A 26,070-nucleotide genomic window follows, 5' to 3' on the forward strand; every position below is an offset into this window, starting at 1 on the left:
TGCGTAAAATCACCAAGAACCGGGGCTCATTTCCAAGCGATGATGCATTGACCAAGCTCTTCTATCTGGCGCTGAGAAACATCAGCAAGAAATGGACGATGCCAATCCGGGATTGGAAATCGGCACTAAACCGCTTTAGCATTCAATTTGACGACAGAATGCCAAGGCATTGAACCAAACTCCGTTTACACAAAAATTCTTACACCCTCGACTTGTCTGGTCTTTTGATACACTTATCGGAGCTAATGTTTGAAAATGCAGCTAAATAGTATTTCCCCCAAAATAGTGATTGCGACAGGGGTCGTATGCATGCTGCTTGGTGCTTATATGTATAAATTGCTGGTTGGCCAGACAATGTGGGGGATTCTGCTAATGCTGGCGGGGGGGCAAATATGTCGTATCGGTTGGGAAAATTCATGACTTTATCTGAAAAGAAATCGCTGTATCGGAGCATATTTGGCGTTGTGTTAATTTTAATAGCCTTTTATTTATTAACCAGTGTTGTGTTTATGTGTCATGAAAATGGCCTGTGTATTCCTCTGGTTGGCGGCACAGGTTTTGTCCTTATGCTTACTGGCATCAAACTGGTGTTTTCTTACTTGGAGTATTTAGAAGGCCAAGACCCTACTAGGCTGTAGTGCTGCCCGCCTACCATTCAAGCCGGGTCCACGCATATATCGTCAAAAAGGTCCGGCCTGATGTATGCTGATGCCCTGGTTGGCCACAGCAGGTAGCTTCGTCGCTTTTTTGATCGTGCCTCCTGAATGATTTCAGTCCTGAATGTACTCTTCGGCACGCATCTTTTTTTGGTCGTACCTTTCATCTTTACGCTCTTTCATGCGCGCCATAAGCGAAGCATCCATGCTACCAGACGTTGAACGCTATTTATAAAAATGTCGGACTGCTTATACCAATGTTCAGGGTATAGCTCAGGCAAGGGAATGCACCTTCAGCTTGCATGTGAAAATGCCGGAATTTGACAGTCGCTGAATTTCAATCGCTCCATTTGAATCTGCTGCGTAAGTTTTACGAGAATGTGATGTGCTATTTGCTGGCGGCATGATGAAAGCATGGCCGGTGAAAGGTCTGTATGGGGGAGTCGATGCGTCACGAGTGCAATTAGGATGCGGGCTTAATATAAGCTTGCTTATGATTGTTTGGGCATGAGTATGGCGCCATGCCCCATGATCCCTATGCCCGAACATTTGGTTTTTTATTGCATGACGTGGCTCGTCTGCTGCGTCGGCGCTTTGATCGCCGTGCCGGTACACTCGGTTTGACGCGGGCGCAGTGGTCGGTGTTATTCCATATACACCGTAATGAGGGCGTGACGCAATCCTGTCTGGCCCAATTGATGGAGCTGCAACCGATTACCCTGGCGCGACTGGTGGATCGGCTTGAGCAGGATGAGTGGGCCGAGCGCCGTGCTCATCCTACCGATCGGCGAGCTAAATGCCTTTATTTGAAGGAGAAAGCCATGCCGGTGCTTGAGCAGATGCAGACGATTTCTGCCGGTATCCGGGCCGAGGCCATGCATGGGCTTTCACCGGAAGCATGCGATGCACTGCTCGATGCGCTGCTGCATATCAAGGGCAATCTGCTGTCGCTTGAAGGGGCAGAGCGTGATCAGGACGGGGCGGCATGTCCGAAATCAATGATACCAGGGGAGTGATGACTTCGATGAAGCGGATTGTGTTGCTGTTTATGATACCACTGCTGGCCACTGCGATTGCCGTATGGTTTTATCTGCAGAGCAGTCGTTATGTCAGCACCGATGATGCGTATGTTCGGGCCGACAGGCTTTATGTCGCTGCGGAGGTGAGTGGACGCATCAGCTCATTGCCGGTGCATGAGCACCAGCAGGTGCATGCCGGCGATCTTCTTTTCACCATTGATGAGCAGCCATACCGTTTGGCGCTGGATGCAGCTGAGGCCAATCTCGCACAGGTTGCCAATGATATTGAGGTGCTTAAAGCCTCATACCGGCAAAAACAGGCATTGATTGCCCAGGCAGCTGATGATGTCAGCTATTTTCAGCGGGCCTATGAGCGCGCACGCAAATTTGCCCGTAGCGGTGCCTCTTCCGAAACAGCACTCGATGATGCGCAGCACCGCCTTGATGGCGCCCGTTTGCGTCAGCAGGTTGTGCAGCGTGAGCTGGACCAGTTGATGGTACAGATGGGAGCCCCGGATCGCCCGGTTGAGAGCTATTTCCGTTATCGCAAGGCAAAGGCGGATCGGGATCGGGCTGCACTTGAATTGCAGCACACGCGGGTATACGCCGGTTGTGATGGCGTCATCGGGCCGCTGAATGTGGTGGATGGAGATTATGTGCAGGCGGGTAAATCGCTGTTTGCTGTGGTCTCTGCCGATTACTATATCGTGGCCCACCTGAAAGAGACGGCACTGACCCATGTACAGGCAGGGCAGTTGGCGGAGCTCCGTATCGATACCTATCCGGACAGAATTTTTCAGGGGAGGGTCGAGAGTATCAGTCCGGCAACAGGGGCTGAATTCAGTCTTCTTCCGGCAGAAAACAGCTCCGGTAACTGGGTGAAAGTGGTGCAGCGGGTCACGGTAAGGCTTGCTTTTGACAAGAGTGAAAAGCTGCCTGCACTTCGCAGTGGTTTGAGTGTGGATGCCCGCATTTTTATTGCACCGGTTGCTGATGCCTTGTCGGCGTCAGGCAGTCACTGACCGCTTGTAGCCGGACAGCGACATGGCAGATCATGGCGAGTCCAGGGTTGCGCATCCGGGCCTGATTACCTTTTCGGTGATGCTGGCCACGGTGATGCAGGTGCTGGACACCACGATTGTGAATGTTGCCCTGCCTCACATGCAGGGTGCTCTCAGTGCAACGCAGGATCAGATCGCCTGGTTGCTGACCTCCTATATCGTGGCGACAGCGATTGCCACACCGCTGACCGGATGGGCCAGCGGTCGGCTGGGGCGCAAGCGGGTATTTATGTGGTCGGTGGCAGTCTTTACGCTGATGTCACTGTTCTGCGGTATTGCAGGCTCGCTGAGCGAGATGGTGCTTTTCCGTGTTCTACAGGGGATTGCCGGGGCGGCGCTTGTGCCACTGTCACAGTCGATTTTACTGGATGCCTATCCGCGCGAAAAGCATGGCAGTGCGATGGCTCTCTGGGGTGTCGGTATTATGATTGGCCCGATTCTCGGGCCGACGCTGGGTGGTTACCTGACTGAATATGCCAACTGGCGCTGGGTCTTTTTTATCAATCTTCCGGTCGGTGTGCTTGCATGGGTTATGATCGGTTCATTTGTATCTGAGACCCGTCGCCATCGGGATATTCCGTTTGATATGATCGGCTTCGCCTTCCTCAGTCTCGGTATAGGTGCATTGCAACTGATGCTTGATCGCGGGGAGCGGCTGGACTGGTTTGATTCCGGTGAGATTGTTGTCGAAGCAGCACTTGCTCTGCTGGGATTTTATATTTTTACCGCTCATGCGGCCACCACTCAGCATCCGTTTTTGAGCCTGAGGCTGCTGGCTGACCGCAACTATGCCACTTCACTGCTGTTTATTTTTATTGTCGGGATCATTCTTTTTGCGACGCTGGCGCTGATGCCCCCCTTTATGGAGCAGCTGTTGGGGTATCCGGTGTTGATGACCGGTTTGCTGCTGGCTCCACGCGGACTTGGTACCATGATTTCGATGATGGTGGTGGGGCGGCTGATGGCCCGTATCGATCCGCGCTGGATTATCATCACCGGTTTTCTGCTGACGGCCGAATCGTTGTGGGAGATGAGCGGCTTTAACCTCGATGTCAGTGACTGGGACCTTGTGCGCACGGGGATTGTGCAGGGGCTTGGGCTTGGGGCGATTTTTGTGCCGCTCAGTGCTATTGCCTATGCCACCCTCGAACCGGAATATCGTAATGAGGCAGCATCGGTGTTCAGTCTGTTGCGTAATCTGGGCAGCAGTGTCGGTATCTCCATCATGGTCGCCCAGATCTCGCGCAGCATGCAGGAAAATCATCTGACGATTGCTGAATCGATCAACCCGTTCAATCCATGGTTCTGGCAGCAAGGCATGCAACCGGTGCTGGACCCGGCCAGTCAGAGTGGGCTGGCGGTGCTCAATGCCATGGTGGTACGGCAGGCAGGCTTGATTGCCTATACCAATGATTTTGTAGTGATGATGTGGCTGGCGCTTCTGACTGCGCCGCTGGTGCTGATGCTGAAGGGACGCCCGGCTGGCGGTAAGTAGAGAAGAAAAAAGCAGGCGCCTTCAGGGAGGAGGGAGGAAGGCGCCTGCTTTTGCTCCCGTCTGCTTTCGGAAGCTTCTTTCTGCTATATGGATATAAGCAATGGGTGTGCCAAAAAAAGGTCTGGCGCAGGATGGTGTGTGTTCCTTCGTTGCTGCCGCCCTGTACGGAGAGGCGCAATGATTCAGGATTGCCTTGTTTTTCTATGGAGATGCTGATTGATAGCTCTGGCAAAAACAGCCCGCAAAGGAAAAAACGTGACAAAGTGGCAGGAAGCCGATTGGACGGCCAACGGCCGCCGCAGGGCGAGGGCATGATGTCCGAGTCATTTTAACTTTGCTTACAAATCAGATGCTTGCGTGTCTGATTTGACTCGCTGCATCCTGCCGCTCACCGGGCTGAAAGGCTGCCCAATCCGGCTATCCTGCCGGATTGGGGTGGCCGTCCATGGCCCGCACGGAAGCACTGACACTTCAGCGTGTCCCAATTTATGCCGGAGATCTCTCCTGTTCACACGAGGTCATAGCATGATTTGCTTGATATCCGGGGATGTGGCGGTGTCATGCTGTCGGCTATCCATCGACTGCCTGTCGTTTAATCGTTGTATGCCTGTAATATCGGCATTTCGTCCTGTTGTTCTGTGCCGGTAGATGTGCGGGTAAGCAGTGGGTTGTCGCTTACCTTGATGCGGGTAAGTGCGCGCAGGGGGATTTGCAATACCATGCCGGGTTTGATGTCACGATTCATGTTCGGGTTGGTCCGCTTCAGTTCGTTGACGGACACCTGATAGTGCCTGCTGATATCGCGGATGGTTTCACCCTGGCCGACGCGAATGGTCAGATGATCGGCGGAATCCTGCACCATGGCCTGGCGCAGGCGATCGATGCGTTTCTGGCTGATGCGCAGTGATATGGTTGCCGGACTGTTTTGAAAGTACTGCATTTTTCCCAGTTTCGGATTAAGCAGGAAGAGCTGGTTTTTTGGCAAGGCGACGACTGTGTGAAGGCGCTCAAGATCAACAGGGGTTTGAACCTCGATGGTTTCTGTCGGATACGGGGCGGGAAAGTTGATGCGCCCCTCCTGTTGCAAGGCGATCAAACCGAGAATATGGCGTATATAGGTTTTGGTGACAGGCGGCAGGGGGAGTCTTTTCAGGCCATCGCCATCATGCCACGGGCGACGCTGGAGCCGTCTCTGCACAGCGTTGGGGCCCAGGTGATAGGCGGCAAGCGCCAGTGGCCAGCTGCCGAAACGCTGATGCTGTTTTTTCAGAAACTGTGCCGCACCGTGTGTACTGCGGCTGACATCCCGGCGCCCGTCAAACTGATGATTGCTGACAATGTGTAGGTCGGCAGCCGTTTCCGGCATCAGTTGCCACAAGCCGGTGGCCCCCACATCCGATTGCGCATAGGGATCATAACCGGACTCCACGGCCGGGATAAGCTGCAGCTCAAGCGGGGCATCCGCCTGACTCAGTGCCTCAAGCACGGTCTGTCGCACATAGCGGGAACGTTTGGCAATGCCGGGCCAGCGCGGCTGGTAGGCACGCAGTGCTTCGGCCTTTACCGCGCTCAGCTCTTCTGCGGATAAGCCGGCAAGCAATGGCGTGGCTGGTGCAGCCGGTACTGCGGCAGCCTGTTCATGATCGGTAGCGGTGTGATGTGAAAACAGTGAAGGGATGTCTGTATGAAGAAGGGAGCAGCCATTCAGCAGGCTCAGCAACATGACAACCATGAGAAGGCTGTGGCGTGGTATGGTGGGGGTGGGGGTGGGGTGCATGCGGCCAAGTATGCAGGGGCGTAAAGATCAAACTATGACAGGTGTCACGTCTTGTGAAGGAGAGGCTGATGGATTGCCATCCTGGCAGAAATCAGTTGATTGCGGGTGATTCGTTGGCAGTGAAAGAGGCCTCATTCATTGCCAACGAACCATATTCACGCTGCCGTGGTAAGAGTCCGCCGATGTTTTTGATTCAATAGCAGTGCCTTGTGCCAGCACGGAGCCTGTGGATCGGGTAGTCGCTCCAGTCGCCAGCACCAGTTACCGACGGCCGTGCCGGGGGTATTGAATTTTGCTACGCTGCCGAGCTCAAGAAGATCCTGCATCGGGATGACCGCGAGCATGGCCGGAGATTGCAGGGCTGCCTCGATCATCGCCCATGGCATGTCCTCAGCTTGTGCCTGCAGTACAAACAGGGCATGTGCTTTCGTGTGCTCATCCAGTGCGCTGAACCAGCCTGCTGTCGTATCGTTATCATGGGTGCCGGTGTAAACCACACTGTCCTCCTCATGATTGCAGGGGAGGTAGGGGTTGCTGTTATCGCCGCCAAAGGCAAATTGCAGAATCTTCATGCCAGGAAGCGCGAAGGTCTTGCGCAGCCGATTGACCTCATCGGTGATGATGCCGAGATCTTCTGCAACCAGTCGCAGTGAGCCAAGCTCCTGTTGCAGTGTTTGCAGCAGCTGCTCACCGGGCGCCTTGCGCCACTCACCGATAATGCCATCCGTGCTTTCACCCGGAATGGCCCAGTAGGCCTCAAGGCCACGGAAATGGTCGATACGCAGGATGTCCATGCGCTCCATCTGATGGCGTACACGTCGAACCCACCATTCGAAGTCGTTTTTCGCCATGCGATTCCAGCGATAAAGGGGGTTGCCCCAGCGTTGACCGGTGGCAGAGAAGTAGTCGGGCGGTACGCCGGCAACCTCGTTGCACAGGCCATTGTCGGTGACGGTGAAATAGCGGCGGGCTGCCCAGACATCGGCGGAGTCATGAGCCACATAGATCGGAAGGTCGCCGAACAGCTGTACCTGACGATTTCTCGCATGGGACTGAATGGCTGACCACTGCCGCTCAAACATGAACTGCTCGAAAATTGCCTGTTTGATGCGATCCTGGTTATAGCTGCGGGCTGTTTCCAGTGAGCTGGCATCACGATCACGCAGAGGATGTGGCCACTGCCACCAGGCGCGGTTGGCGAACAGCGATTTCAGGGTGGAGAAGAGGGCGTAGTCCTCAAGCCAGCTGATGTGATGTTGCTCGAACAGTTCGACGGCTCGTCTCAGGGATTCATCGGTTGCCACCTGTTGCCAGAACAGGTGGGAAGCCTTCGCCCGCAGTGAAGCATGGCTGGCGGCGCTATGCGGGCCGGCCAGATCTGTAATATCGAGCCAGCCATGGCTGACAAAGTCACGCAGATCGAGCAGTTCCGGGTTACCGGCAAATGAAGAGAGGGATTCGTAAGGGGAGCCATGTCCATGGGTGGGGCCCAGTGGCAGAAACTGCCAGACACTGAAGCCAGCTGCTGCAATCCTGTCGATGAATGCAAATGCCTCTTCGCCAAGAACGCCTTTGTGGAACGGGCCGGGGAGCGATGTGATATGCAGCAGAACCGCCGCCGAGCGACGACTAATCCAAGAAGACATGGGGATTTCCTTTATAAATGTTTACCGAACCCGTTGGGTGCAGATGATGAGCGCGACGGTAGAAAGACATGGCCCCGTGTATGCAAGCACGGGGCCAAATGTTGTGTCAGTTTACGAGCCAGCGCCGCCTCTGCGCATGGTGCCGCCGCCTTCCGCATCGCCACCGCCGGTTGAGATGGAGATGTTCAGCGATGGCGGTACCGGACAGCAGAGAAGCTGATAGAGCTTGCCCAGATGATGACGATAAAGGTTGTCAAAATCACGCACTGCTTCGCCCGGGTTATAGTCACCAAACCACCAGCACCAGTCAGAACCTTCACAGATGCGCAGCTGTTCCCTGGCGGCTTCCTGCTGGTTAGGTGCCAGTTTGCCGATATGGGCGTCAAAGGCGTGTTTCGCCTCGATCAACAGCTCCCAGCCGCGGGTCTTGGCCTTGTCGCCGATCCAGGTGGAAAGGTTGCCGTAAACCCATGAGCCGGGTACCAGATGTCCGAGTTTCGAGCTGGCCGGATGCTCAGCCAGATAGTCGCTGAAGGTGGTCAGGTTGTAATCATCATGCTCGGCAATGGATTGATAGAGCCGGGTCAGGAACGGCAGGGCATTCTGATGGTAGTGTTCCCATGCATTTTCACCATCCATGATGATGGCGACAACCGGTGCCTCCATGCCCTGGGTGCGGTGATGGATGCCGGCCAGCTCATGCATGAAGTTGTTGACTGCATCACGGGTTTGCCAGCGCGAATACTCAAAGCCGATCAGGTCGGAAAGGCGGTCGTCACGGAAGAAGCAGGTGATCTGCTCATCGCCTTCCCCGACCAGCCATGGCCGATAGAGATCGCGATTTCCCTGTTGTTCACGGACATTGTATTGCAGGGAGTGATGCAGGACCGCTTCACCGGTCGCACACCACTTGAAGCCGGCCTTGCCCATAAGAGCCAGTGTTTCATCGGATACGGCACCTTCAGCCGGCCAGCAGCCGGCCGGTGTTTCGCCGAACAGACGTTCATGGTTGCTGCGTGAGAGGGCAATGTGTTCCTCTGCCCGCTCACGTCCGCCCGGATATGGCTCTTTCGGCAACTCGGCATCGTGCACGGTGGCACGGGCTGAGTTGAAATCAAGCATGAGCGGGATGATCGGATGCGCATATGGCGTAGTCGTCAGTTCGATTTTTCCATCGGCAACCAGTTTGCGGTAAGTGGATGGGATATGATCGAGCAGGGAAGCGATCAGCGTCAGCAAATCGCGCCTGTCCTGATAGGAGAAGCCCTTGCCTTTTTCGATCAGGCGGCGGGCAACAAAGTTGTGTTCGCGTACCGTTTCACCAAGCCATGCCAGATGATACCAGGTGACGAGATCGGTGAAGTAGCTGTCTCCGAGGTATTCAACGGCATGGTGGTGCTTGGCATGTTCGGCCATGGTCCACAGCAATGAATAGGAGGGGTAGCGGTGCATGTTGCGTTCATGATTCAGGCGGAAGCAGGACTCCAGTAAAAACTGGCGCTCACTTTTGGTGAATTGTCCGCTTTTTTCCGCCAGTGATGCCAGCAGCGGATCATTGATCTGCTTGTGCTTGCCATCAAGAAAGTCACGTAAATGCTCGGCGTAATCCTCGATCTGGGCCGTCAGGGAGGGGACATAGTTGACGACAGCGCGGGCACCCGGCAACTGGGAGATGATCTCGGCCATATCGGTGTAATCCTTGATGGCATGTAGATACACCCAGGGCAGATGATAGCGCCCTGTATCGGCCTCACAGTAGAATGGCTGGTGCATGTGCCAGTAAAAGATAACGGAAAGGGGACGGGTCATTGATTCTCCTTTGGTAGCCGACTGATCGGCAGTTGCATTGTGGGTGTCATCCGGGTGGTCGGGTTTCAACATGTCCTCCTCCGGAGTGACGCTTTACAGTTCATGCAGGCTCTGGCCAAGCATTTCAGGGGTAACGAGGACAATGCCGCCTTCGGAAAGGTGGAAGCGCCTTGCATCCTCGACCGGATCCTCGCCGATAATCATGCCATCGGGTACAACAGAGCCCTTGTCGATGACGCAGCGTTTAATCCGGCAGTTGTGGCCGATTTCAACATCCGGCAATACAACGGAATCTTCAACCAGGGTGTGTGAGTGTACGCGTACGCTGGAGAAGAGTACCGAGTGACGAATGGTGGCGCCGGTGATCAGGCAGCCGCCTGAAATCAGTGAGTCAATGGCATGGCCACGGCGATCATCGTCATCGAATGCAAACTTGGCCGGTGGCAGCTGCTCCTGATAGGTCCAGATCGGCCAGTTTTTGTCATACAGATTCAGGTCCGGTGCGATGTCGGCCAGATTGATATTGGCTTCCCAGTAGGCATCAATGGTTCCGACGTCACGCCAGTAACCGGATACACTGGTGTTACCTGCCATGAACGGGAAGGCGAAGGCATTATCATTGGCAATGGCATGCGGGATGATGTCATGGCCGAAATCATGCGAGGAGTCACCGTTGGCAGCATCGGCGACAAGGCGGTCGCGCAGGTATGAGGCGCTGAATACATAGATGCCCATTGAGGCAAGTGCCTGCGACTCATCAGCCGGCATCGGCTTCGGATTTTTCGGCTTCTCGGCAAACTCAACGATGCGGGAGTTGCCATCAATGGCCATGACACCGAATGCTCTGGCATCGGCAATCGGAACAGGGATACAACCGACGGTGATGTCGGCACCCTTGGCAACATGGGCGGCAATCATTTTGCCGTAATCCATCTTGTAGATGTGATCACCGGCCAGAATGATGACATACTTAGGGTCGTAATAACGGATAATATCGAGGTTCTGGTAAACAGCATCGGCAGTGCCTGAGTACCATCCTTCGCCCATACGCTGCTGAGCCGGCAGCACTTCAACAAACTCACCGAACTGACCGGACATGAAGCTCCATCCGCGCTGGAGGTGGCGCTGCAGGGAGTGTGATTTGTACTGGGTGATCACAGAGATACGGCGAATGCCCGAATTGATGCAGTTGGACATCGGGAAGTCGATGATGCGGAACTTGCCGCCGAATGGTACGGCCGGTTTTGCACGCCAGTCGGTAAGCTGTTTCAGACGGGTTCCGCGTCCGCCTGCCAGCACCAGAGCCACTGTATTGGACGTCAACTTACTGATGTTGCGTTCCATTTGCGGGCCCATTGAATCATCAATATGTGGAGCCATTTTCTTATCCCCCCTCGTTGGCGATGTGATATTCCAAAACGCATGCTATCATCTTGCTTATCGTTCTGCCATGTAGTGATTTAAGGGTACATTAACGCTAGTATGGCCGCGCACCAGGGGGGATATAAGCCATTATGCGAATTCAAACTGTTTCAACAGAACCCTTTGAGGGACAGCAGCCGGGTACATCCGGACTGCGTAAAAAGGTAAAGGTTTTCCAGCAGCCACACTATCTGGCCAATTTTGTGCAGGCTGTTTTCGACTCGATTGGCGACTTTGCCGGTCAGACACTGGTGGTCGGTGGTGACGGGCGCTTTTTTAACCGCGAGGCGATTCAGATGATTCTGAAGATGGCCGCGGCCAATGGCTTCGGCCGAGTGCTGGTAGGTCAGGGCGGTATTCTCTCCACACCGGCGGCCTCCTGTGTGATTCGTAAAAATAAGGCATTCGGCGGCCTGATCCTCTCCGCCAGTCATAATCCCGCCGGTCCGGATGAAGATTTCGGTATCAAGTATAACATCGGTAATGGCGGGCCTGCTCCTGAAGGGGTAACCGAAGCGGTGTTTGCGCACACGCGCAATATCGAGTTCTATAACATCGTCGATTGTGCAGATCTGGATCTGGATCATGTCGGCTCATTTGAACTGGCGGGTATGCAGGTCGAAGTCATCGATCCGGTCAGCGATTATGCGGAGCTGATGGAGTCACTGTTTGATTTCACCGCCATTCGTGCGTTGCTCGCTTCCGGCTTCACCATGAAATTCGATGCCATGCATGCGGTGACCGGCCCTTATGCGAAAGCCATTCTCGAAGGTTGTCTTGGTGCACCTGCCGGTACAGTGATGAATGGCGAGCCGAAAGAGGATTTCGGTGGCGGTCATCCCGATCCGAACCTGACCTATGCCCATGATCTTGTTGAGATTATGTATGGCGATGATGCCCCCGATTTTGGCGCGGCCTCCGACGGTGATGGCGATCGTAATATGATTCTTGGAAATCACTTCTTTGTCACACCGAGTGATTCACTGGCTGTACTTGCCGCCAATGCCACACGGGTGCCGGGCTATGCCGGCGGGATTGCAGGTGTGGCGCGCTCGATGCCGACCTCGGCGGCTGTCGATCGGGTGGCTGCCTCTCTGGGGCTGGATTGCTATGAAACACCGACCGGATGGAAGTTTTTCGGTAATCTGATGGATGCCGGCCGGGTGACTCTGTGCGGTGAAGAGTCGTTCGGTACAGGTTCCGGTCATGTGCGTGAAAAGGATGGTTTGTGGGCTGTGCTCTTCTGGCTCAATATCCTTGCCGACCGCAAGGAGCCGGTAGCCGATATTCTGGTTGATCACTGGAAGCAGTTCGGTCGCAATTATTATTCGCGCCATGACTATGAAGGTGTGGATGCGGCAGCCGCAGCTGCGGTGCTGAAGCGTGTACGCGATCAGTTTTCCACCCTGCCGGGAACAGAGCTTGCCGGCCGTATGGTTTCGCTGTGTGACGATTTCTCCTATACCGATCCTGTTGATGGCAGTGTCAGCCGTAATCAGGGGGTACGTGTGCTGTTCGAGGATGGTTCGCGCATGATTTTCCGTCTCTCCGGCACCGGTACCAGTGGTGCAACCATTCGTATTTACCTTGAATCCTACGAGGCGGATGCAGGCAGGCACGGTCTCGATGCCCAGGTTGCTCTTGCTGACATGATTGAGGCGGCAGCTTCTGTTTCACAGTTGCAGCCGCTTACCGGTCGCGATAAACCGACTGTGATTACCTGATACGCCTGTGATGATCACGATTCGCAACAGATAAACCAAACAGCCCAATGAGAGGTCTTACATGAAATCAGACATCAAGCTTAGCAGTGACGCATGGGCTATCCTGGAGGCGCGTAGTCACGATCCGTTCAGCTTTCTCGGGCGCCACAGTGCGGGCGACGGGATGATCTTGCGCGCCTTCAAACCAAGAGCCGAACGTATGTGGATTCTGCCCGTCGATGGTGATCCGATTGCCATGACCCGCATTGCAGGTACCGATTTCTTCGAGGGCCACTGGCATCATGTGAATTTTGGTCACCCGTATCGTTTCCGTCTCGAGAACAGTGCCGGTCACAGCTGGGAGGAGGAGGATGTATATCGCTTCCTGCCGCTGCTTGGTGAAATGGATCTGCACCTGATCGGGGAGGGCAACCATTTTGAGAAGTACCGTATTATGGGCGCTCACGTTTGTGAACATGACGGGGTTTCCGGTGTAGGTTTTGCTGTCTGGGCACCATCAGCAGCGCGGGTATCGGTGGTAGGTAATTTCAACCACTGGGACGGGCGTGAGCATCAGATGCGCGTACGTGGCTCCTCCGGTGTCTGGGAGCTCTTTATTCCCGCTCTTTGCGAAGGTGAAGTCTACAAGTTCGAGATACGGGCCCAGAACGGCAGTGTGTTCCAGAAAGCGGACCCTTATGCCCAGCAGATGGAGTTGCGGCCGGCAACAGCGAGTGTCGTGCATAACCGTTTTGTTTATCAGTGGGGGGATGCGGCCTGGATGAATGGCCGCGTCGAGCATCAGGCTGCGGATCGGCCGATGAGCATCTATGAGGTGCATCTGGGCTCTTGGCGACGTCCGGACAGCGATGACAGCTGTTACCTTGATTACCGCGAACTGGCGCATCAGCTGGTGGAGTATTGTCAGTGGATGGGTTTTACCCATATCGAGTTGATGCCGGTCACCGAGCATCCGTTCGATGGCTCATGGGGTTATCAGACCGTTGGCTATTTTGCACCGACCAGTCGTTTCGGCAGTCCGGATGATTTCCGTTATTTTGTCGACTACTGTCATCGCCATGGTATCGGTGTGTTTCTTGACTGGGTGCCGGCCCATTTTCCCAAGGATGCACACGGGCTGGCCCGTTTCGACGGTACGCCGCTGTACGAGCATGAAGATCCGAGGCTTGGTGAGCACAAGGACTGGGGCACCTATATCTTCAACTTCGGCCGCAATGAGGTGCGCAACTTCCTGATCGCTTCGGCACTGTTCTGGCTTGATGAGTATCATCTCGATGGCCTGCGTGTGGATGCAGTGGCCTCGATGCTCTACCTCGACTATTCACGCGAAGAGGGTGAGTGGATTCCCAATAAATACGGCGGGCGTGAGAATCTCGAAGCAGTTGAATTCCTCAAACAGTTCAACTGTCTGGTGCATGAGCGCTTCCCCGGTGCCGTGACCATGGCGGAGGAGTCTACCTCCTGGCCGATGGTCTCCCGTCCGACATGGCTGGGCGGGCTCGGTTTTACGATGAAGTGGAATATGGGCTGGATGAACGACACGCTCTCCTATTTTGAGAACGATCCGATTTATCGCTCCTATCATCATCATGCACTGACCTTCTCGATGGTCTATGCCTTTACCGAGAATTTTATTCTGCCTTTCTCACACGATGAGGTGGTGCATGGCAAAGGCTCGATGCCGCAAAAAATGCCGGGGGATGACTGGCAGAAATTTGCCAATCTGCGCCTGCTGTATGCATATATGTACACCCATCCCGGCAAGAAGCTGCTCTTTAACGGTCTTGAGTTCGGTCAGTGGCCGGAGTGGAATTACAACGCTTCTCTCTCCTGGGATCAGGCGCAGTTTATGCCACATCGTGGTTTGCAGCTGATGATGCGCGATATGAATCACCTTTATCGGGATGTACCTGCGTTGCACGAGGTTGATTTCGATGGTGCCGGATTCCAGTGGATTGACTGCAATGATTCTGGCCACTCTGTTCTCAGTTTTATCCGTCGTGATAAAAACGGCGGACAGGTGGTGATTGTGCTGAATCTGACGCCTGTGCCGCGCGAGGGTTATCGTCTGGGGCTGCCTGTCAGCGGTCATTATGACGAGATCCTTAACACCGATGCGGAAGTCTATGGTGGTGCCAATATCGGCAATGCCGGTGGTGTAGTGGCGGAGGAGCATGGATGGATGGATCAGCCGTATTCAGCCGAACTGGTACTGCCGCCGCTTTCATGCTTGATGTTCAGGCCTGAGGTATAAGGAAGTACTGATCTGTTCAGTATTTCATGCGGGACATGGAGGCCACAATCCGGCGATCCTGCCGGGTTGTGGCCTCCATCCATGACTCGCCCGGAAGCGCAGGATGAATCAGCGACTCCTTAAGGAGATGCTGATTTATTGCCCTCCTGGCAAAAATCAGTTCGCAAAGACAAAAGCGTGACAAAGAGGCAGGAAGCCGATTGGACGGCCAAAGGCCGCCCGCAGGGCGAGGGCATGATGCCCGAGTCATTTTGTCTTTGCTTACAAATCAGACCTTACGCGTCTGATTTGGCGAGCCGTCCATGGCTCGCCCGGAAGCGCCGAATGAATCAGCGCTTCCTTAAGTCACCATCTGCTCAGGCTGGTTGGCTGCCAGGGCGAATCATTTTTCCGCAAAACGGGCATTTGAAAGGAAATTTGACCGGATAATGCTTGCCGGCAATCTCCTTGCCGCAATCAGGGTTGGAACAGACAACCGGAACAAGCTTGTCGGGATCGATGCTCATGTAGACTCCTTATGACTTAAATGTCGAACGCATGATATCAATAAGTGGCTATGGATGTAGCCGAAAAAAGACCGTCCATGGCAAGTACACGCATGCACGCCCGTCCATGGGCCATGCCTTGCTGCAGGTGATCAATATTGTCTTACATGTTCTGTGACTTCAACCTGTGCAGGTGAGGGCGAGCCGGGCTGCAGATGCAGGGGAAGGTGACGGGTGAGATGGTGAGTGCAGATGCATGTCACCGGAGTGACGTTTGCAATCTGAGTCTGAGCGCCTAGGGTCCCCCGCAATGCTTACCAGAGAGAAAGAAACGAAGGAAGCAGGCCGTTTGTCTTTCCGCGCCCCTGTTGCGGTTGATGGTCCGGCTATGTATGCGCTTGTCGAGCGCTGCCCGCCACTAGATCTGAACTCCCGGTACTGTTATCTGATTCTTTGCGACCATTTTGCATCCACATGTGTGGTTGCAGAGCAGGATCGTGAAGTACTTGCCTTTGTGACCGGTTATATTCCTCCTGATCGTCGTGATACGTTGTTTGTCTGGCAGGTTGCCGTTGATCACCGTTTGCGTGGTCAGGGTGTCGCCGGAAAAATGCTGAGGAGCCTGCTGGAACGACGCGGGCTCAAGCGTATCCGTTACGTTGAGGCTACGGTTAATCCATCCAATGATGCTTCACGCGCTCTGTTCCGGGCGCTGGCAAGGGAGAGTAACTGTCATTTTGATGAATCGCTTCTGTTTGATGCTGCGCTTTTTGGTGCCGGCTCTCATGAACAGGAAAACCTTGTGCGTGTTGGTCCTCTCGATGCGGTAAGTAAAACCTTAATCGGGAGATAATATGAGAATTTTTGAAGAGATGGAGTCTGAGGTACGCGGTTATATCCGTTCCTTCCCTGCTGTGTTCGATGTGGCCAGAGGTTCGGAGATGTATGATGTGCACGGCAATCGCTATATCGATTTCTTTGCCGGTGCGGGCTCACTCAACTACGGTCATAATAACCCGGCGATTCGCGATGCCCTGATCGAATATCTGCAACGCGATGGTATTGTACACGGACTGGACAAGGCCACTGTTGCCAAGCAGGCCTTTCTGACCAAATTCCGTGATACGATTCTGGCTCCGCGCAATCTGGAGTACAAGGTGCAGTTCACCGGCCCGACCGGTACCAATGCGGTGGAGACGGCGCTGAAGCTGGCGCGCATGGTCAAAGGGCGCTCAAATGTGATTGCCTTTACCAACGCCTACCATGGCCTCTCGATGGGCTCACTGGCTGTGACCGGCAACTCCTTTTACCGCGATGAGTCCTATGGTGTTCGTGCCAACAGTGCCTTTGTTCCCTTTGACGGCTATCTGGGCAGCGGCTTTGACAGTATGGCCTATTTGCGCCGGTTGCTCTCTGATCAGAGTAGTGGTGTCGATTTGCCGGCAGCCATTATTGTGGAGACCGTACAGGGCGAGGGTGGTATTCATGTGGCGCGTGACGCATGGCTGCGTCAGCTGGCCGATATCTGCCATGAGTTCGATATTCTTTTGATTATTGACGATATTCAGATGGGCAACGGGCGTACCGGCACCTTCTTCAGTTTCGAACGAGCCGGTATTACACCGGACATGGTGACCGTATCCAAGTCGATTGGTACGGGGTTGCCGATGTCGCTGCTGCTGATGCGGCCTGAACTGGACCAGTGGAAGCCGGGAGAGCATACCGGCACCTTCCGTGGCAATAACCTGGCCTTTATTGCAGCGACGAAGGCGCTCTCCTACTGGGATACGCCGGATTTCGCCGCCGGCATCGCTGACAAGGGCAAGTTGTTTGAGCAGGGGTTAACGGCGATAGTCGAGAAGTACAGCCAGACCCAGGGGCGCTTGCGCGGTGTCGGCATGGTCTGGGGCATCGACTTTGCTGATCCGGGCCTTGCCGGTTCAATTTCCGAGGAGTGTTTCAAGCGCGGATTGATCATTGAAACGGCCGGTGCCAACGGTCAGGTGCTTAAATTTCTGCCAGCACTGACGATCAGTGAGGAACTTATCGCTGAAGGGCTGACGATGATCGATGCGGCAATCGGGGCCGTGTTGAAAACCCGCCAGGATCTGCGCGAGGGGGTGCTGGTATGATTGTGCGGCGCCTGGACGAAATTATGAATGGCGAGCGTGATGTGCGCGCCGCCAACGGTAACTGGGAGAGTCGCCGGCTGATTCTCAATGACGATGCGGTCGGATTTTCGCTGCATGATACGGTGATCCATGCCGGTGGCGAAACCCTGTTGTGGTACAAACATCATATTGAGGCTGTCTACTGTATCGAGGGTGAGGGCGAGGTGGAGACGACCGCTGATGGCAAGGTGTATCCGATTAGTGCCGGCACCGTTTACCTGCTTAATGGCAATGAGCGCCACTGGCTGCGCGCACGCACGACCATGCGCATGGTTTGTGTCTTCAATCCGCCGGTGACCGGTCGCGAGGATCACGATGCCGACGGGGCTTATCGCCCGGGAGCTGAATACCGGTCGTAAGCCGCAATGGCGGTCACAAGCTTTATTGCTTTCATGCTGATCTTCGCACTGATTGGTGTGGCCTCGATGTTAAGGCGGCAGGCGACGACGACTGATTATCTCGTCGCCGGTCGCAGTGTGCCGGCATGGCTGGCCGGGCTTTCTGCGGTGGCTACCAACAACAGCGGCTATATGTTCATCGGCATGATCGGTATGACCTATTCGACAGGTCTCTCTTCGGTCTGGCTGATGATCGGCTGGATCGCCGGCGATTTGATGGCTTCGCTGACCATCATGAAGCCCTTGCGCCAGGTATCGGAAATGCGCAACGTCCATTCGTTCGGTGGCTTGCTGGCTGACTGGCATGGTCATGGCTTTATACATCTGCGCCGGATCACCGGTGTGCTGACGATCCTTTTTCTCGGTGCATATGCTGCAGCCCAGTTGACTGCCGGTAGCAAGGCACTGTCGGTGTTGTTCGACTGGCCGCTTTCCACCGGTGCATTGATCGGTGGCGGACTTGTGCTGCTGTACAGTTACAGTGGCGGTATCCGTGCATCGATCTGGACGGATGCCGCGCAGTCCTTTGTGATGCTGGGGTCCATGCTGATACTGATGATGGCGGCTGTGCAGACAGCAGGTGCTGACGCCAGCATCCCAGATGCACTTGCCTCGGTTTCACCAACCTATATGCAATGGTTTCCGGGGCAGGGGTGGAGTGGTGCGCTGCTGTTTGTCGGTGGCTGGATTGCTGCAGGCTTCGGTGTCGCCGGCCAGCCGCATATTGTGATTCGCTATATGGCGCTGGATCGGGTTGAAAACCTGGGCCGTTTTCGAATTTATTACTATACGTGGTTCACTCTTTTCTATGCGGCGACGATTGCGGTGGGGCTGATGGCGCGTCTGCTGTTGCCCGATGCGGGTTCATTTGATGCGGAGCTGGCTCTGCCATTGTTATCGCAGCAATTGTTACCGGCTCCGCTGGTCGGCTTGATGCTGGCTGGCCTGTTTGCCGCCACCATGTCAACGGCCGATTCGCTCATTCTCTCCTGTGCCGCCTCATTCACACGTGACCTTCTGCCCGCACACAAGCCGGGATATGCTGCGACCAAACTGGCTACGGTTGCTGTTGTGATCGTGGCGCTGCTGTTATCGCTGTCGGGGAATCAGAGTGTATTTGCGCTGGTGCTGATCGCCTGGGGGCTGCTGGCGGCTGCGTTTGCACCGCTATTGCTGGTGCTGGCACTGGGCTGGCAGCCATCCGAGCGGGTGGCACTGCTGGCGATGGGCAGCGGGGTGGTGACGTTACTGCTCTGGCGCTGGAGCGGATTGGGCAGTGTGGTGTATGAGTTGTTGCAGGCTTTGCTGCTGGCATTTTCTGTCTTGGTGATCGACCATCGTAGCGCTACAGTCTCCTGCCGTGAGCCATGAACCATTGAAGCAACGACTCGACAGTTATGCCCGTATGATGCGGCTTGACCGTCCCATTGGTACGCTGTTGCTGCTCTGGCCGACGCTGTGGGCGTTGTGGCTGGCCGGTGATGGTCATCCGGATGGTCAGCTCGTGCTTGTTTTTATGCTGGGCGTATTTTTGATGCGTTCGGCCGGTTGCGTGATCAACGACTATGCCGATCGCAATATCGATGGCTTTGTCGAACGGACCAGAAGCCGGCCACTGGCTGCCGGTGAGGTGAGGCCTATCGAGGCGCTGTTACTGTTTGCATTTTTATCGTTTGTCTCTTTTCTGCTGGTTTTGATGACCAATCAGCTGACGGTCGAACTTGCATGTGTTGCCGTCGCTCTTGCTGCGCTTTACCCGTTCATGAAACGCTATACCTACTGGCCGCAGGTCTTTCTTGGTGCCGCCTTTGGCTGGGCGATTCCGATGGCATTTGCGGCTCAGACCGGCCATGTCCCGGCGGCATCATGGCTGTTGTTTCTGGCCAATATCTGCTGGGTGGTGGTCTACGATACGATGTATGCCATGGTTGACCGGGATGATGATCTGAAGATCGGTGTGAAGTCCACGGCTGTGTTATTCGGAGCGCTGGATCGTCATATGATCGGGTTGTTTCAGCTTTTCTTTGTGCTGTTGATGGCAGCGGTCGGTGTTTCATTTTCTGCCGGGCTGTTCTTCTATGCCGCATTGCTGCTGGCAGCACTGCTCTCGTTATATCACCAGAGTCTGATTTTCGGGCGCGAGCGTGATCACTGCTTCAAAGCCTTTTTGCATAATAATTATCTGGGAGCGGTCATTTTCGGCGGCATTGTCATCGATCATATGCATCCGTTTTTTCTGCAGGGGTAAGAGAGATCAGGCGGAGGGGGACAGCTACTGTGGCGCCTCAGCGCCGGTTCCTGGTTAGCCCATGCGGCCTTCGCGTGCGCACAGCAGTGTTGCAGCCGCCTCGGCAATGGTCGGATCAAACTGTTTGCCACCATTATTGCGCAGCTCCTGCAGGCAATAGGAGAGGGGGCGTGCACGGCGGTAGGCGCGGTCACGGGTCATGGCATCGATCGCCTTGGCTACGGCAATAAAGCGTGAGCCGATCGGTATGTCGCGCCCCTTAAGTCCGTTCGGATAGCCATTGCCATCCCACCATTCACTCTGATGCAGGATCATCTCCCGTTCTGCAGACAGTGATTTGACATGTTCGAGAATGTTGGCTGCGACCAGTGGCGCCTGTTCAACCACTGTTCTCTCATCAAGGCTGAGGCGACCGGGTTTGAGCAGAATATGATCCGGCACACTGATCATGCCGATATCATGGATCAGTGTGGCATTGCGAATCTGCTGTTGTACTTCAGGCTCGATCTTGAAACGCTTGAGCAGCTTGGTGACAAAAAGTACCTGATTGGTGCGGGATGCGTGGTCGCGGTTATAGGCATCCCTGGCATGCAGAGCTCCGATAAGAGCGGAGAGGGTCTCATTCTCGTCCGGATTGCCGGCAAACCGATCCATTTACGATATCCTTAAGTCTTTAGTTATGGCCACCATCAGCTTGGCCAACTGTAGCGAATTCATGATGGTTAATGAAGATCGGGCAAGCAATACTGCGGCCATACGAACGGGCTTTAATGCAGACCGATGATGGCTGCGGCTGCCTTCATGCCATCCACTGCGGCCGATACGATGCCACCGGCGTAACCGGCTCCTTCACCAACCGGATATAATCCTGCGGTGTTGATACTCTGCATCTGTTCATTGCGTTCAATACGGACCGGTGAGCTGGTTCGAGTCTCCGATCCGAACAGATTGGCTTCATCGGTGAGATAGCCGCGCATCTTGCGGTCAAAGCCGCGAAATCCTTCCGCCAATGGTTTGGCGACCCAGTCAGGCAGCACTGTATGCAGATCGGCCGCGACAGCTTCAGGTTTGAAGCGGGTGGCAGCCAGTGTGCCGGTTGCCTTGCCATCGACAAAGTCGGTCAGTCGCATGGTGGGGGCGGCATAGCGGTGACCGGCAGCCTCGAATGTGGCGACCTCAAGCTGCCGTTGAAAGGCAATGCCCATCAGCGGGTGGGCCGGGATACCATGGCGCTCAAGATCTTCCGGGGTGATTTGTACCACGATGCCTGAGTTGGCCCATTGGCCGGCACGCTTGGCATTGCTCATGCCGTTGACGGCCATGGCTCCTTCCTCGGTCGGGGAGGGGACGATCAGGCCACCCGGACACATACAAAAGGAGTAGATGCCGCGCTGACCAAGGTGGCGGTCCTCCGCCTGATAGGTCAGGCTGTACTCGGCTGCTCCCAGTTTCGGATGAGCAGCACCTGAACCGAACTGGATGCTGTCGATCAGTGCCTGCGGGTGTTCAGCTCGTACACCGACGGCAAATGATTTGGCTTCCATGCGGATGCCCAGTTGTTGCAGTCGTTCAAACGTATCACGGGCCGAGTGGCCTGTTGCCAGTACAACATGGCTGGCAGTTATCTCCTCACCGTGTGCCGTGCGTACCCCCGTGACGTTACCGTCAGCAATCAATAGATCATCGACCCGAGTTTCAAAACGATAATCGACGCCGAGATCGATCAGGTGATGACGCATATTGCGCACGATGCGCACCAGTTTATCCGTTCCCAGATGGGGGTGGGCATCGACAAGAATCTCCGGCGAGCCGCCAAAGCGGACAAATGTATGCAATACCTGGCGCAGGAACGGATGCTTGATGCGCGTATAGAGCTTGCCATCTGTATAGGTGCCGGCACCGCCTTCACCAAAGCAGACATTGCTCTCCGGGTTCAGCTCGCCGCGTGAGCGCAGGCGACCGATATCCCGCATCCGGGTCTCCACCGGCCGGCCTCGCTCAAGCAGGGTGACCCGGATGCCGGCTTCTGCCAGGGCAAGGGCGGCAAACAGGCCGGCCGGGCCTGCGCCGATCACCACAACATGCTCATGTTTGCGGTGGCTGTCAGTCTGTAATGCTGCCGTTTGCGGTTGCAACGAGGAGTGCTCGATATATCGTACATGGGCGGGCAGGGGCTCGCTCAGCGGCTGATTCAGTTCGACTTCGTAGTTGCAGACAAAGTGGATACTGCTTTTTTTGCGTGCATCAATGGCGCGTCTGGCACAGCGACAGCTGCGCAGTGCACGGGCAGGAAGCTTCAGCTGCCTGAGCAGGCGCTGACTGACCGTGCTTTCAGGCTCATCAAGCTCAACCCGGACGTTGCTGATCAGATACAACACGGACGGCTATGGTCAGACAGCCGCAAGGTGGCCGTGGCTGGTGTGGGTGATCGCATTATTGCGATTGACGTAGACCAGCTGCGGATTGAAACACTCAGCCTCTTTGGCTTCAAATTCGGCATAGGTGCAGATGATCAGCAGATCGCCCGGGCTCGCTTTATGCGCTGCGGCACCATTCACGCCGATTGTACCGGAACCGCGCGGAGCGGTGATCGCGTAGGTGGTAAAGCGCTCGCCATTGTTCACATTATAAATGTGCAGTTGCTCAAACGGCAGGATGTTGGCCTTGTCCATCAGATCCCGGTCGATGGCACATGAGCCTTCGTAGTCGAGTTCGGCATGCGTGACCGTTACCCTGTGTATCTTGGACTTCAGCATGGTCAGTTTCATTGTGTAAGCTCCAGCGGCATATTATCAATCAGGCGGGCCGTGCCGACTCTTGCCGCGATAAAGGCGCGTGCAGGTCGCAGGCTGTTCAGTTTACGACGGTTTTTCAGTGAGGCGGGGTGACGGATATCGAGGTATTCCGGGGTGATACCGGCGTTTGCGAGGATCGTCAGCGCCTCCTGCTTAAGGGTATCAATATCGCTTTCCCCACTGGCTGCCAGCCGCTGCATGCTGCGCAGCGCCTGTGAAATGGCGATTGCGGCAGTACGATCATCGGCCGTGAGGTAGCGGTTCCGGCTGCTCATCGCCAGTCCATCCTTTTCACGAATGGTTTCAGCAGCAACCACCTCGACAGGCATGTGCAGGTCACTGACCATGCGGCGAATGACGGTCAGCTGCTGCCAGTCCTTTTCACCGAATACGGCAATGTCCGGCTGGACGATGTTGAACAGGATATTGACGACCGTGACGACACCATCGAAGTGACCGGGGCGACTTGCACCGCACAGGCAATCGCACAGTGAGGCTGCAGCCTGCAGGGTGATGGCCGGTCCGTTTTTGCCGTACAGCGTGGACGGATGAAAAATAAAGTCGACGCCGGCCTCGGCACACAGCTTGGCATCTGCTTCAAATGTGCGCGGGTATTTATCCAGATCCTCGTTGGCACCGAATTGCAGCGGGTTGACGTAAATGCTGACCACCACGATGTCGGCCAGCGCCTTTGCTTTTCTGATCAGGCTAAGGTGTCCGTCATGCAGGCAGCCCATGGTCGGAACAAAGGCAATGCTCTGGCTCTTGCGCAGCGACTGCAGCTGGCGGCGGATTTCATCCGCACTGTGGGCGACTCTCATTGAGGAAATACTCCGGATTTTACATCGCTGGCCCAGCGCGAGATTGCCGCACTCATCATGCTGCGCAGGTCGCTGTAGGCCGGGGCAAACGGTGGATTGGTGGCAGAAATGCCGAGCAGGTCGTGAAATACCAGTACCTGGCCATGACAGGCAGGACCGGCACCGATGCCGATAACGGGAATCTCGACCATGGCCGAAATTTCAGCGGTCAGATCGGCCGGGATATTTTCAACCACCATGCAGATGGCGCCGGCTTCACTGACAGCCTTTGCATCCTGCAGCAGTGCTGCCCGTTCGCTTTCGCTCTTGCCGCGCTTGCCATAGGAACCGAATTTTTTTACCGATTGCGGAGTCAGACCGATATGGGCCACCACGGCGATACCGCGCTCGGCAAGAAAAGCGATGGTCGGTGCGATATGTGTGCCGCCTTCTATTTTGACAGCATCACAACCACTCTGTTGCAGTACGCGTACGCTGCTGGCAAATGCCTGTTCAGGGCTCTGCTGATAGGTGCCGAAGGGAAGGTCACAGACGACCCAGGCGTGTCGGCGTCCGCGTACCACTGCGGCTGTATGATGAATCATCTGGTCAAGGGTGACGGGGATGGTGGAGTCAAGGCCAAGGCATGTCATGCCGAGAGAGTCGCCGACAAGCAGTACATCACATCCGGCATCCTCGGCAATTCGGGCGGAAACAGCGTCATAGGCTGTCAGCCATACGGTTTTTTCGTCACGTAGTCTGGCGCGTTGCAGCGTTGCAGCGGTGACGGCTCTCTTTTCGGTCATCGTATTCCTTTCTGCTTCGGTCCGCTTTGTCTGCGGTACCGTCTTTCAGGATGGGGCCATGCTAGGTTTTTGCCATCATGCACGCAAATGGCTGCAGGCAAACGGGCTTTGGACATAAGCGCCGGAGGGTTATTTTGCCTCGTTGTTGGCATTGTAAATGCTCCCTGCTTTGACTATGAATGATAAACCGCAGATAAGCCATCCGGTCCATACGCTTTATCTTGTTCTAATTATGGCGACTGTGGCGATGATTGTGCTGTCCACAGCGATTGCCGTGTTATATCGGGTTGCATTTCAGGAAGAACAGAAACGGCTGATCGATACAGCGCAGAGTCGGGCGAGGTTGATAGAGGCGGTTGCCCGTTTTGATCTGCAGCACTCAGGGCCCGATGCTGCTTTTGAGGCAACGCTTTCCCAGATCAGGGAGGCGCATCAAAACTTTCCCGGTTTTGGAGAAACAGGCGAATTCACGCTGGCGCAGCGTCAGGGTGACAACATCGTATTTCTGATTAGTCATCGTCATCATGACCTGAGTCACCCGCATCCGGTTCCCATGTATGGTCATGAGGCTGCTCCGATGCGGCAGGCTCTGCAGGGGAAATCAGGATCGATTGTGGGGCCTGATTATCGCGGCGAGCAGGTATTGGCAGCCTTTGAGCCGGTGGCCGAGCTGAATCTCGGGGTGGTGGCAAAAATTGATATGCGTGAGATCCGGGCGCCGTTTATCCGGGCGGGGCAGGAAATCGCCATAACAGGGCTGTTGCTGGTGCTGCTCGGAGCATGGGCATTCCGGCGTATTACGATTCCTATGGCCCATAGTCTGGAGGAGAGTGAGGAGCTGTTTCGCAATACCTTTGCCCATGCGGGCATTGGTCTGGCTCATGTTTCTGTCGACGGAGCCTGGTTACGGGTCAATCCTGCCTTGTGTGATATGCTCGGATATACGCATGAGGCGCTGTTGCAGCTGGCCTTTCAGGATCTCGCGCATCCGGAGGATATAGAGGCCGATTTGCAACTGTTGCGCAGCACACTTGCCGGAGAGCGCGACAGCTATTCGATACAGAAACGCTATATCCGTAAAGACAGCTCGGTGCTGACGGCGAACCTGACGGTGTCACTGGTGCGGCGGGCGGATGGTTCGGCTGATTATTTTATTTCGGCCATTGCCGATATCGGTGCGCTTAAAGAGGCCGAGTCCGCGCTCAGGGAGTCAAACACGGCGCTGTCGAAGAAGAATCAGGCCCTGCATGAGGCGATGAAAACGATTAAAACTATCAGTGGGGTGGTGCCCCTCTGTGCATGGTGCGGTAAGACGATTCGCGATGATCATGGCGAGTGGGTGAAAATCGAGACTTACCTTGAAGAGCATACCGATGCCAATATCAGCCATGGCATGTGTCCCGAGTGCAAGGGTGCTTTTACTGCGGCGCGGGGCGGGAGTCACGGTCACGCTTCCGGATGACAGGCCCGCCGGTGGCCGGTTTTCAGCATGCATCAACGTCTT

At 55.3% G+C, this 26,070-nt stretch carries 22 protein-coding genes and 1 pseudogene; 13 read left to right on the forward strand and 10 right to left on the reverse strand.

Going from position 1 to position 26,070, the window contains the following annotated elements; genetic code table 11:
- From FEF65_RS13415 to FEF65_RS10435, 5 genes and pseudogenes are all read left to right on the forward strand, one after another.
- Positions 1-173 (forward strand): annotated as a pseudogene (locus tag FEF65_RS13415) (IS256 family transposase); the annotation flags it as partial.
- 219 nt (positions 174-392) lie between these two features.
- Positions 393-638, forward strand: a complete 246-nt coding sequence (locus tag FEF65_RS10420) for a hypothetical protein (RefSeq protein ID WP_161595229.1) — start codon at positions 393-395, stop codon at positions 636-638.
- 539 nt (positions 639-1,177) lie between these two features.
- Positions 1,178-1,672 carry a MarR family winged helix-turn-helix transcriptional regulator gene (locus tag FEF65_RS10425; RefSeq protein WP_138239762.1) on the forward strand — a complete coding sequence of 165 codons (495 nt, stop codon included), beginning with the start codon at positions 1,178-1,180 and terminating at the stop codon, positions 1,670-1,672.
- The gene (locus FEF65_RS10430) at positions 1,642-2,697 is read left to right on the forward strand and encodes an HlyD family secretion protein (protein ID WP_138239763.1); all 1,056 of its coding nucleotides are present in this window, start codon (positions 1,642-1,644) and stop codon (positions 2,695-2,697) included. Before FEF65_RS10425 ends, FEF65_RS10430 begins: the two co-directional genes overlap by 31 nt.
- A 22-nt stretch (positions 2,698-2,719) precedes the next feature.
- Entirely contained in the window at positions 2,720-4,231 is a 1,512-nt protein-coding gene (locus FEF65_RS10435) for a DHA2 family efflux MFS transporter permease subunit (RefSeq protein WP_138239764.1), read from the forward strand.
- A 592-nt stretch (positions 4,232-4,823) separates the two neighbouring features.
- Here the strand turns inward: FEF65_RS10435 and FEF65_RS10440 are convergent.
- From FEF65_RS10440 to glgC, 4 genes are all read right to left on the reverse strand, one after another.
- The gene (locus tag FEF65_RS10440; protein ID WP_238701342.1) at positions 4,824-5,954 is read right to left on the reverse strand and encodes a lytic transglycosylase domain-containing protein; all 1,131 of its coding nucleotides are present in this window, start codon (positions 5,952-5,954) and stop codon (positions 4,824-4,826) included.
- A 209-nt stretch (positions 5,955-6,163) separates the two neighbouring features.
- The gene (malQ, locus tag FEF65_RS10445; protein ID WP_138239765.1) at positions 6,164-7,654 is read right to left on the reverse strand and encodes a 4-alpha-glucanotransferase; all 1,491 of its coding nucleotides are present in this window, start codon (positions 7,652-7,654) and stop codon (positions 6,164-6,166) included.
- 111 nt (positions 7,655-7,765) lie between these two features.
- Complete coding sequence (locus FEF65_RS10450; protein ID WP_138239854.1) at positions 7,766-9,463, reverse strand: glycoside hydrolase family 57 protein; 1,698 nt, start codon at positions 9,461-9,463, stop codon at positions 7,766-7,768.
- Between the two features lie 93 nt (positions 9,464-9,556).
- The gene (gene glgC, locus FEF65_RS10455; protein ID WP_138239766.1) at positions 9,557-10,843 is read right to left on the reverse strand and encodes a glucose-1-phosphate adenylyltransferase; all 1,287 of its coding nucleotides are present in this window, start codon (positions 10,841-10,843) and stop codon (positions 9,557-9,559) included.
- 134 nt (positions 10,844-10,977) lie between these two features.
- Here glgC and FEF65_RS10460 point away from each other — a divergent pair, with 134 nt between their 5' ends.
- Together FEF65_RS10460 and glgB are read left to right on the forward strand one after the other, a co-directional pair.
- Positions 10,978-12,609: an alpha-D-glucose phosphate-specific phosphoglucomutase gene (locus tag FEF65_RS10460; protein WP_138239767.1), complete on the forward strand. Its 1,632-nt coding sequence runs from the start codon at positions 10,978-10,980 to the stop codon at positions 12,607-12,609.
- A gap of 61 nt (positions 12,610-12,670) precedes the next feature.
- Positions 12,671-14,863, forward strand: a complete 2,193-nt coding sequence (gene glgB, locus FEF65_RS10465; protein WP_138239768.1) for a 1,4-alpha-glucan branching protein GlgB — start codon at positions 12,671-12,673, stop codon at positions 14,861-14,863.
- 356 nt (positions 14,864-15,219) lie between these two features.
- On the opposite strand, the gene FEF65_RS13420 is transcribed toward glgB, so the two are convergent.
- On the reverse strand, positions 15,220-15,369 hold the full coding sequence (locus FEF65_RS13420) for a hydrogenase maturation nickel metallochaperone HypA (protein ID WP_138239769.1): 150 nt from the start codon (positions 15,367-15,369) through the stop codon (positions 15,220-15,222).
- Positions 15,370-15,697: 328 nt separating this feature from the next.
- On the opposite strand from FEF65_RS13420, the gene ectA reads away from it, so the two are divergent.
- From ectA to ubiA, 5 genes are read left to right on the forward strand one after another with little or no spacing between them, the layout of a single operon-like run.
- Positions 15,698-16,201 (forward strand): diaminobutyrate acetyltransferase, encoded by a 504-nt coding sequence (gene ectA, locus FEF65_RS10475; RefSeq protein WP_238701344.1) that lies wholly within the window; start codon positions 15,698-15,700, stop codon positions 16,199-16,201.
- A gap of 1 nt (position 16,202) precedes the next feature.
- On the forward strand, positions 16,203-17,480 hold the full coding sequence (gene ectB, locus FEF65_RS10480; RefSeq protein WP_138239771.1) for a diaminobutyrate--2-oxoglutarate transaminase: 1,278 nt from the start codon (positions 16,203-16,205) through the stop codon (positions 17,478-17,480).
- Positions 17,477-17,878: an ectoine synthase gene (locus FEF65_RS10485; protein ID WP_138239772.1), complete on the forward strand. Its 402-nt coding sequence runs from the start codon at positions 17,477-17,479 to the stop codon at positions 17,876-17,878. The genes ectB and FEF65_RS10485 overlap by 4 nt, the downstream gene beginning before the upstream one ends.
- Positions 17,879-17,911: 33 nt before the next feature.
- The gene (locus FEF65_RS10490) at positions 17,912-19,288 is read left to right on the forward strand and encodes a sodium/proline symporter (RefSeq protein ID WP_238701345.1); all 1,377 of its coding nucleotides are present in this window, start codon (positions 17,912-17,914) and stop codon (positions 19,286-19,288) included.
- Positions 19,278-20,165: a 4-hydroxybenzoate octaprenyltransferase gene (gene ubiA, locus FEF65_RS10495; protein ID WP_238701346.1), complete on the forward strand. Its 888-nt coding sequence runs from the start codon at positions 19,278-19,280 to the stop codon at positions 20,163-20,165. Before FEF65_RS10490 ends, ubiA begins: the two co-directional genes overlap by 11 nt.
- A 54-nt stretch (positions 20,166-20,219) precedes the next feature.
- Here ubiA and FEF65_RS10500 read toward each other — a convergent pair whose 3' ends face one another.
- The 5 genes from FEF65_RS10500 to panB form a co-directional block, all read right to left on the reverse strand.
- Positions 20,220-20,819 carry an HD-GYP domain-containing protein gene (locus tag FEF65_RS10500; protein ID WP_138239774.1) on the reverse strand — a complete coding sequence of 200 codons (600 nt, stop codon included), beginning with the start codon at positions 20,817-20,819 and terminating at the stop codon, positions 20,220-20,222.
- Positions 20,820-20,932: 113 nt separating this feature from the next.
- Positions 20,933-22,543, reverse strand: a complete 1,611-nt coding sequence (locus FEF65_RS10505; protein WP_138239775.1) for an NAD(P)/FAD-dependent oxidoreductase — start codon at positions 22,541-22,543, stop codon at positions 20,933-20,935.
- Between the two features lie 12 nt (positions 22,544-22,555).
- Positions 22,556-22,933: an aspartate 1-decarboxylase gene (gene panD / locus FEF65_RS10510; RefSeq protein ID WP_138239776.1), complete on the reverse strand. Its 378-nt coding sequence runs from the start codon at positions 22,931-22,933 to the stop codon at positions 22,556-22,558.
- Positions 22,930-23,781, reverse strand: coding sequence for a pantoate--beta-alanine ligase (gene panC, locus FEF65_RS10515; RefSeq protein WP_138239777.1), 852 nt, complete (start codon positions 23,779-23,781; stop codon positions 22,930-22,932). The genes panD and panC overlap by 4 nt, the downstream gene beginning before the upstream one ends.
- A complete protein-coding gene (panB, locus tag FEF65_RS10520; protein ID WP_138239778.1) occupies positions 23,778-24,566 on the reverse strand; it encodes a 3-methyl-2-oxobutanoate hydroxymethyltransferase in 789 nt (262 codons plus the stop codon). Before panB ends, panC begins: the two co-directional genes overlap by 4 nt.
- A 175-nt stretch (positions 24,567-24,741) precedes the next feature.
- On the opposite strand from panB, the gene FEF65_RS10525 reads away from it, so the two are divergent.
- Positions 24,742-26,028, forward strand: coding sequence for a PAS domain S-box protein (locus FEF65_RS10525; protein WP_161595230.1), 1,287 nt, complete (start codon positions 24,742-24,744; stop codon positions 26,026-26,028).
- The last annotated feature ends 42 nt before the right edge of the window (positions 26,029-26,070 follow it).

It is taken from the genome of Mariprofundus erugo, from assembly GCF_005818865.1.
Classification (GTDB): domain Bacteria; phylum Pseudomonadota; class Zetaproteobacteria; order Mariprofundales; family Mariprofundaceae; genus Mariprofundus; species Mariprofundus erugo.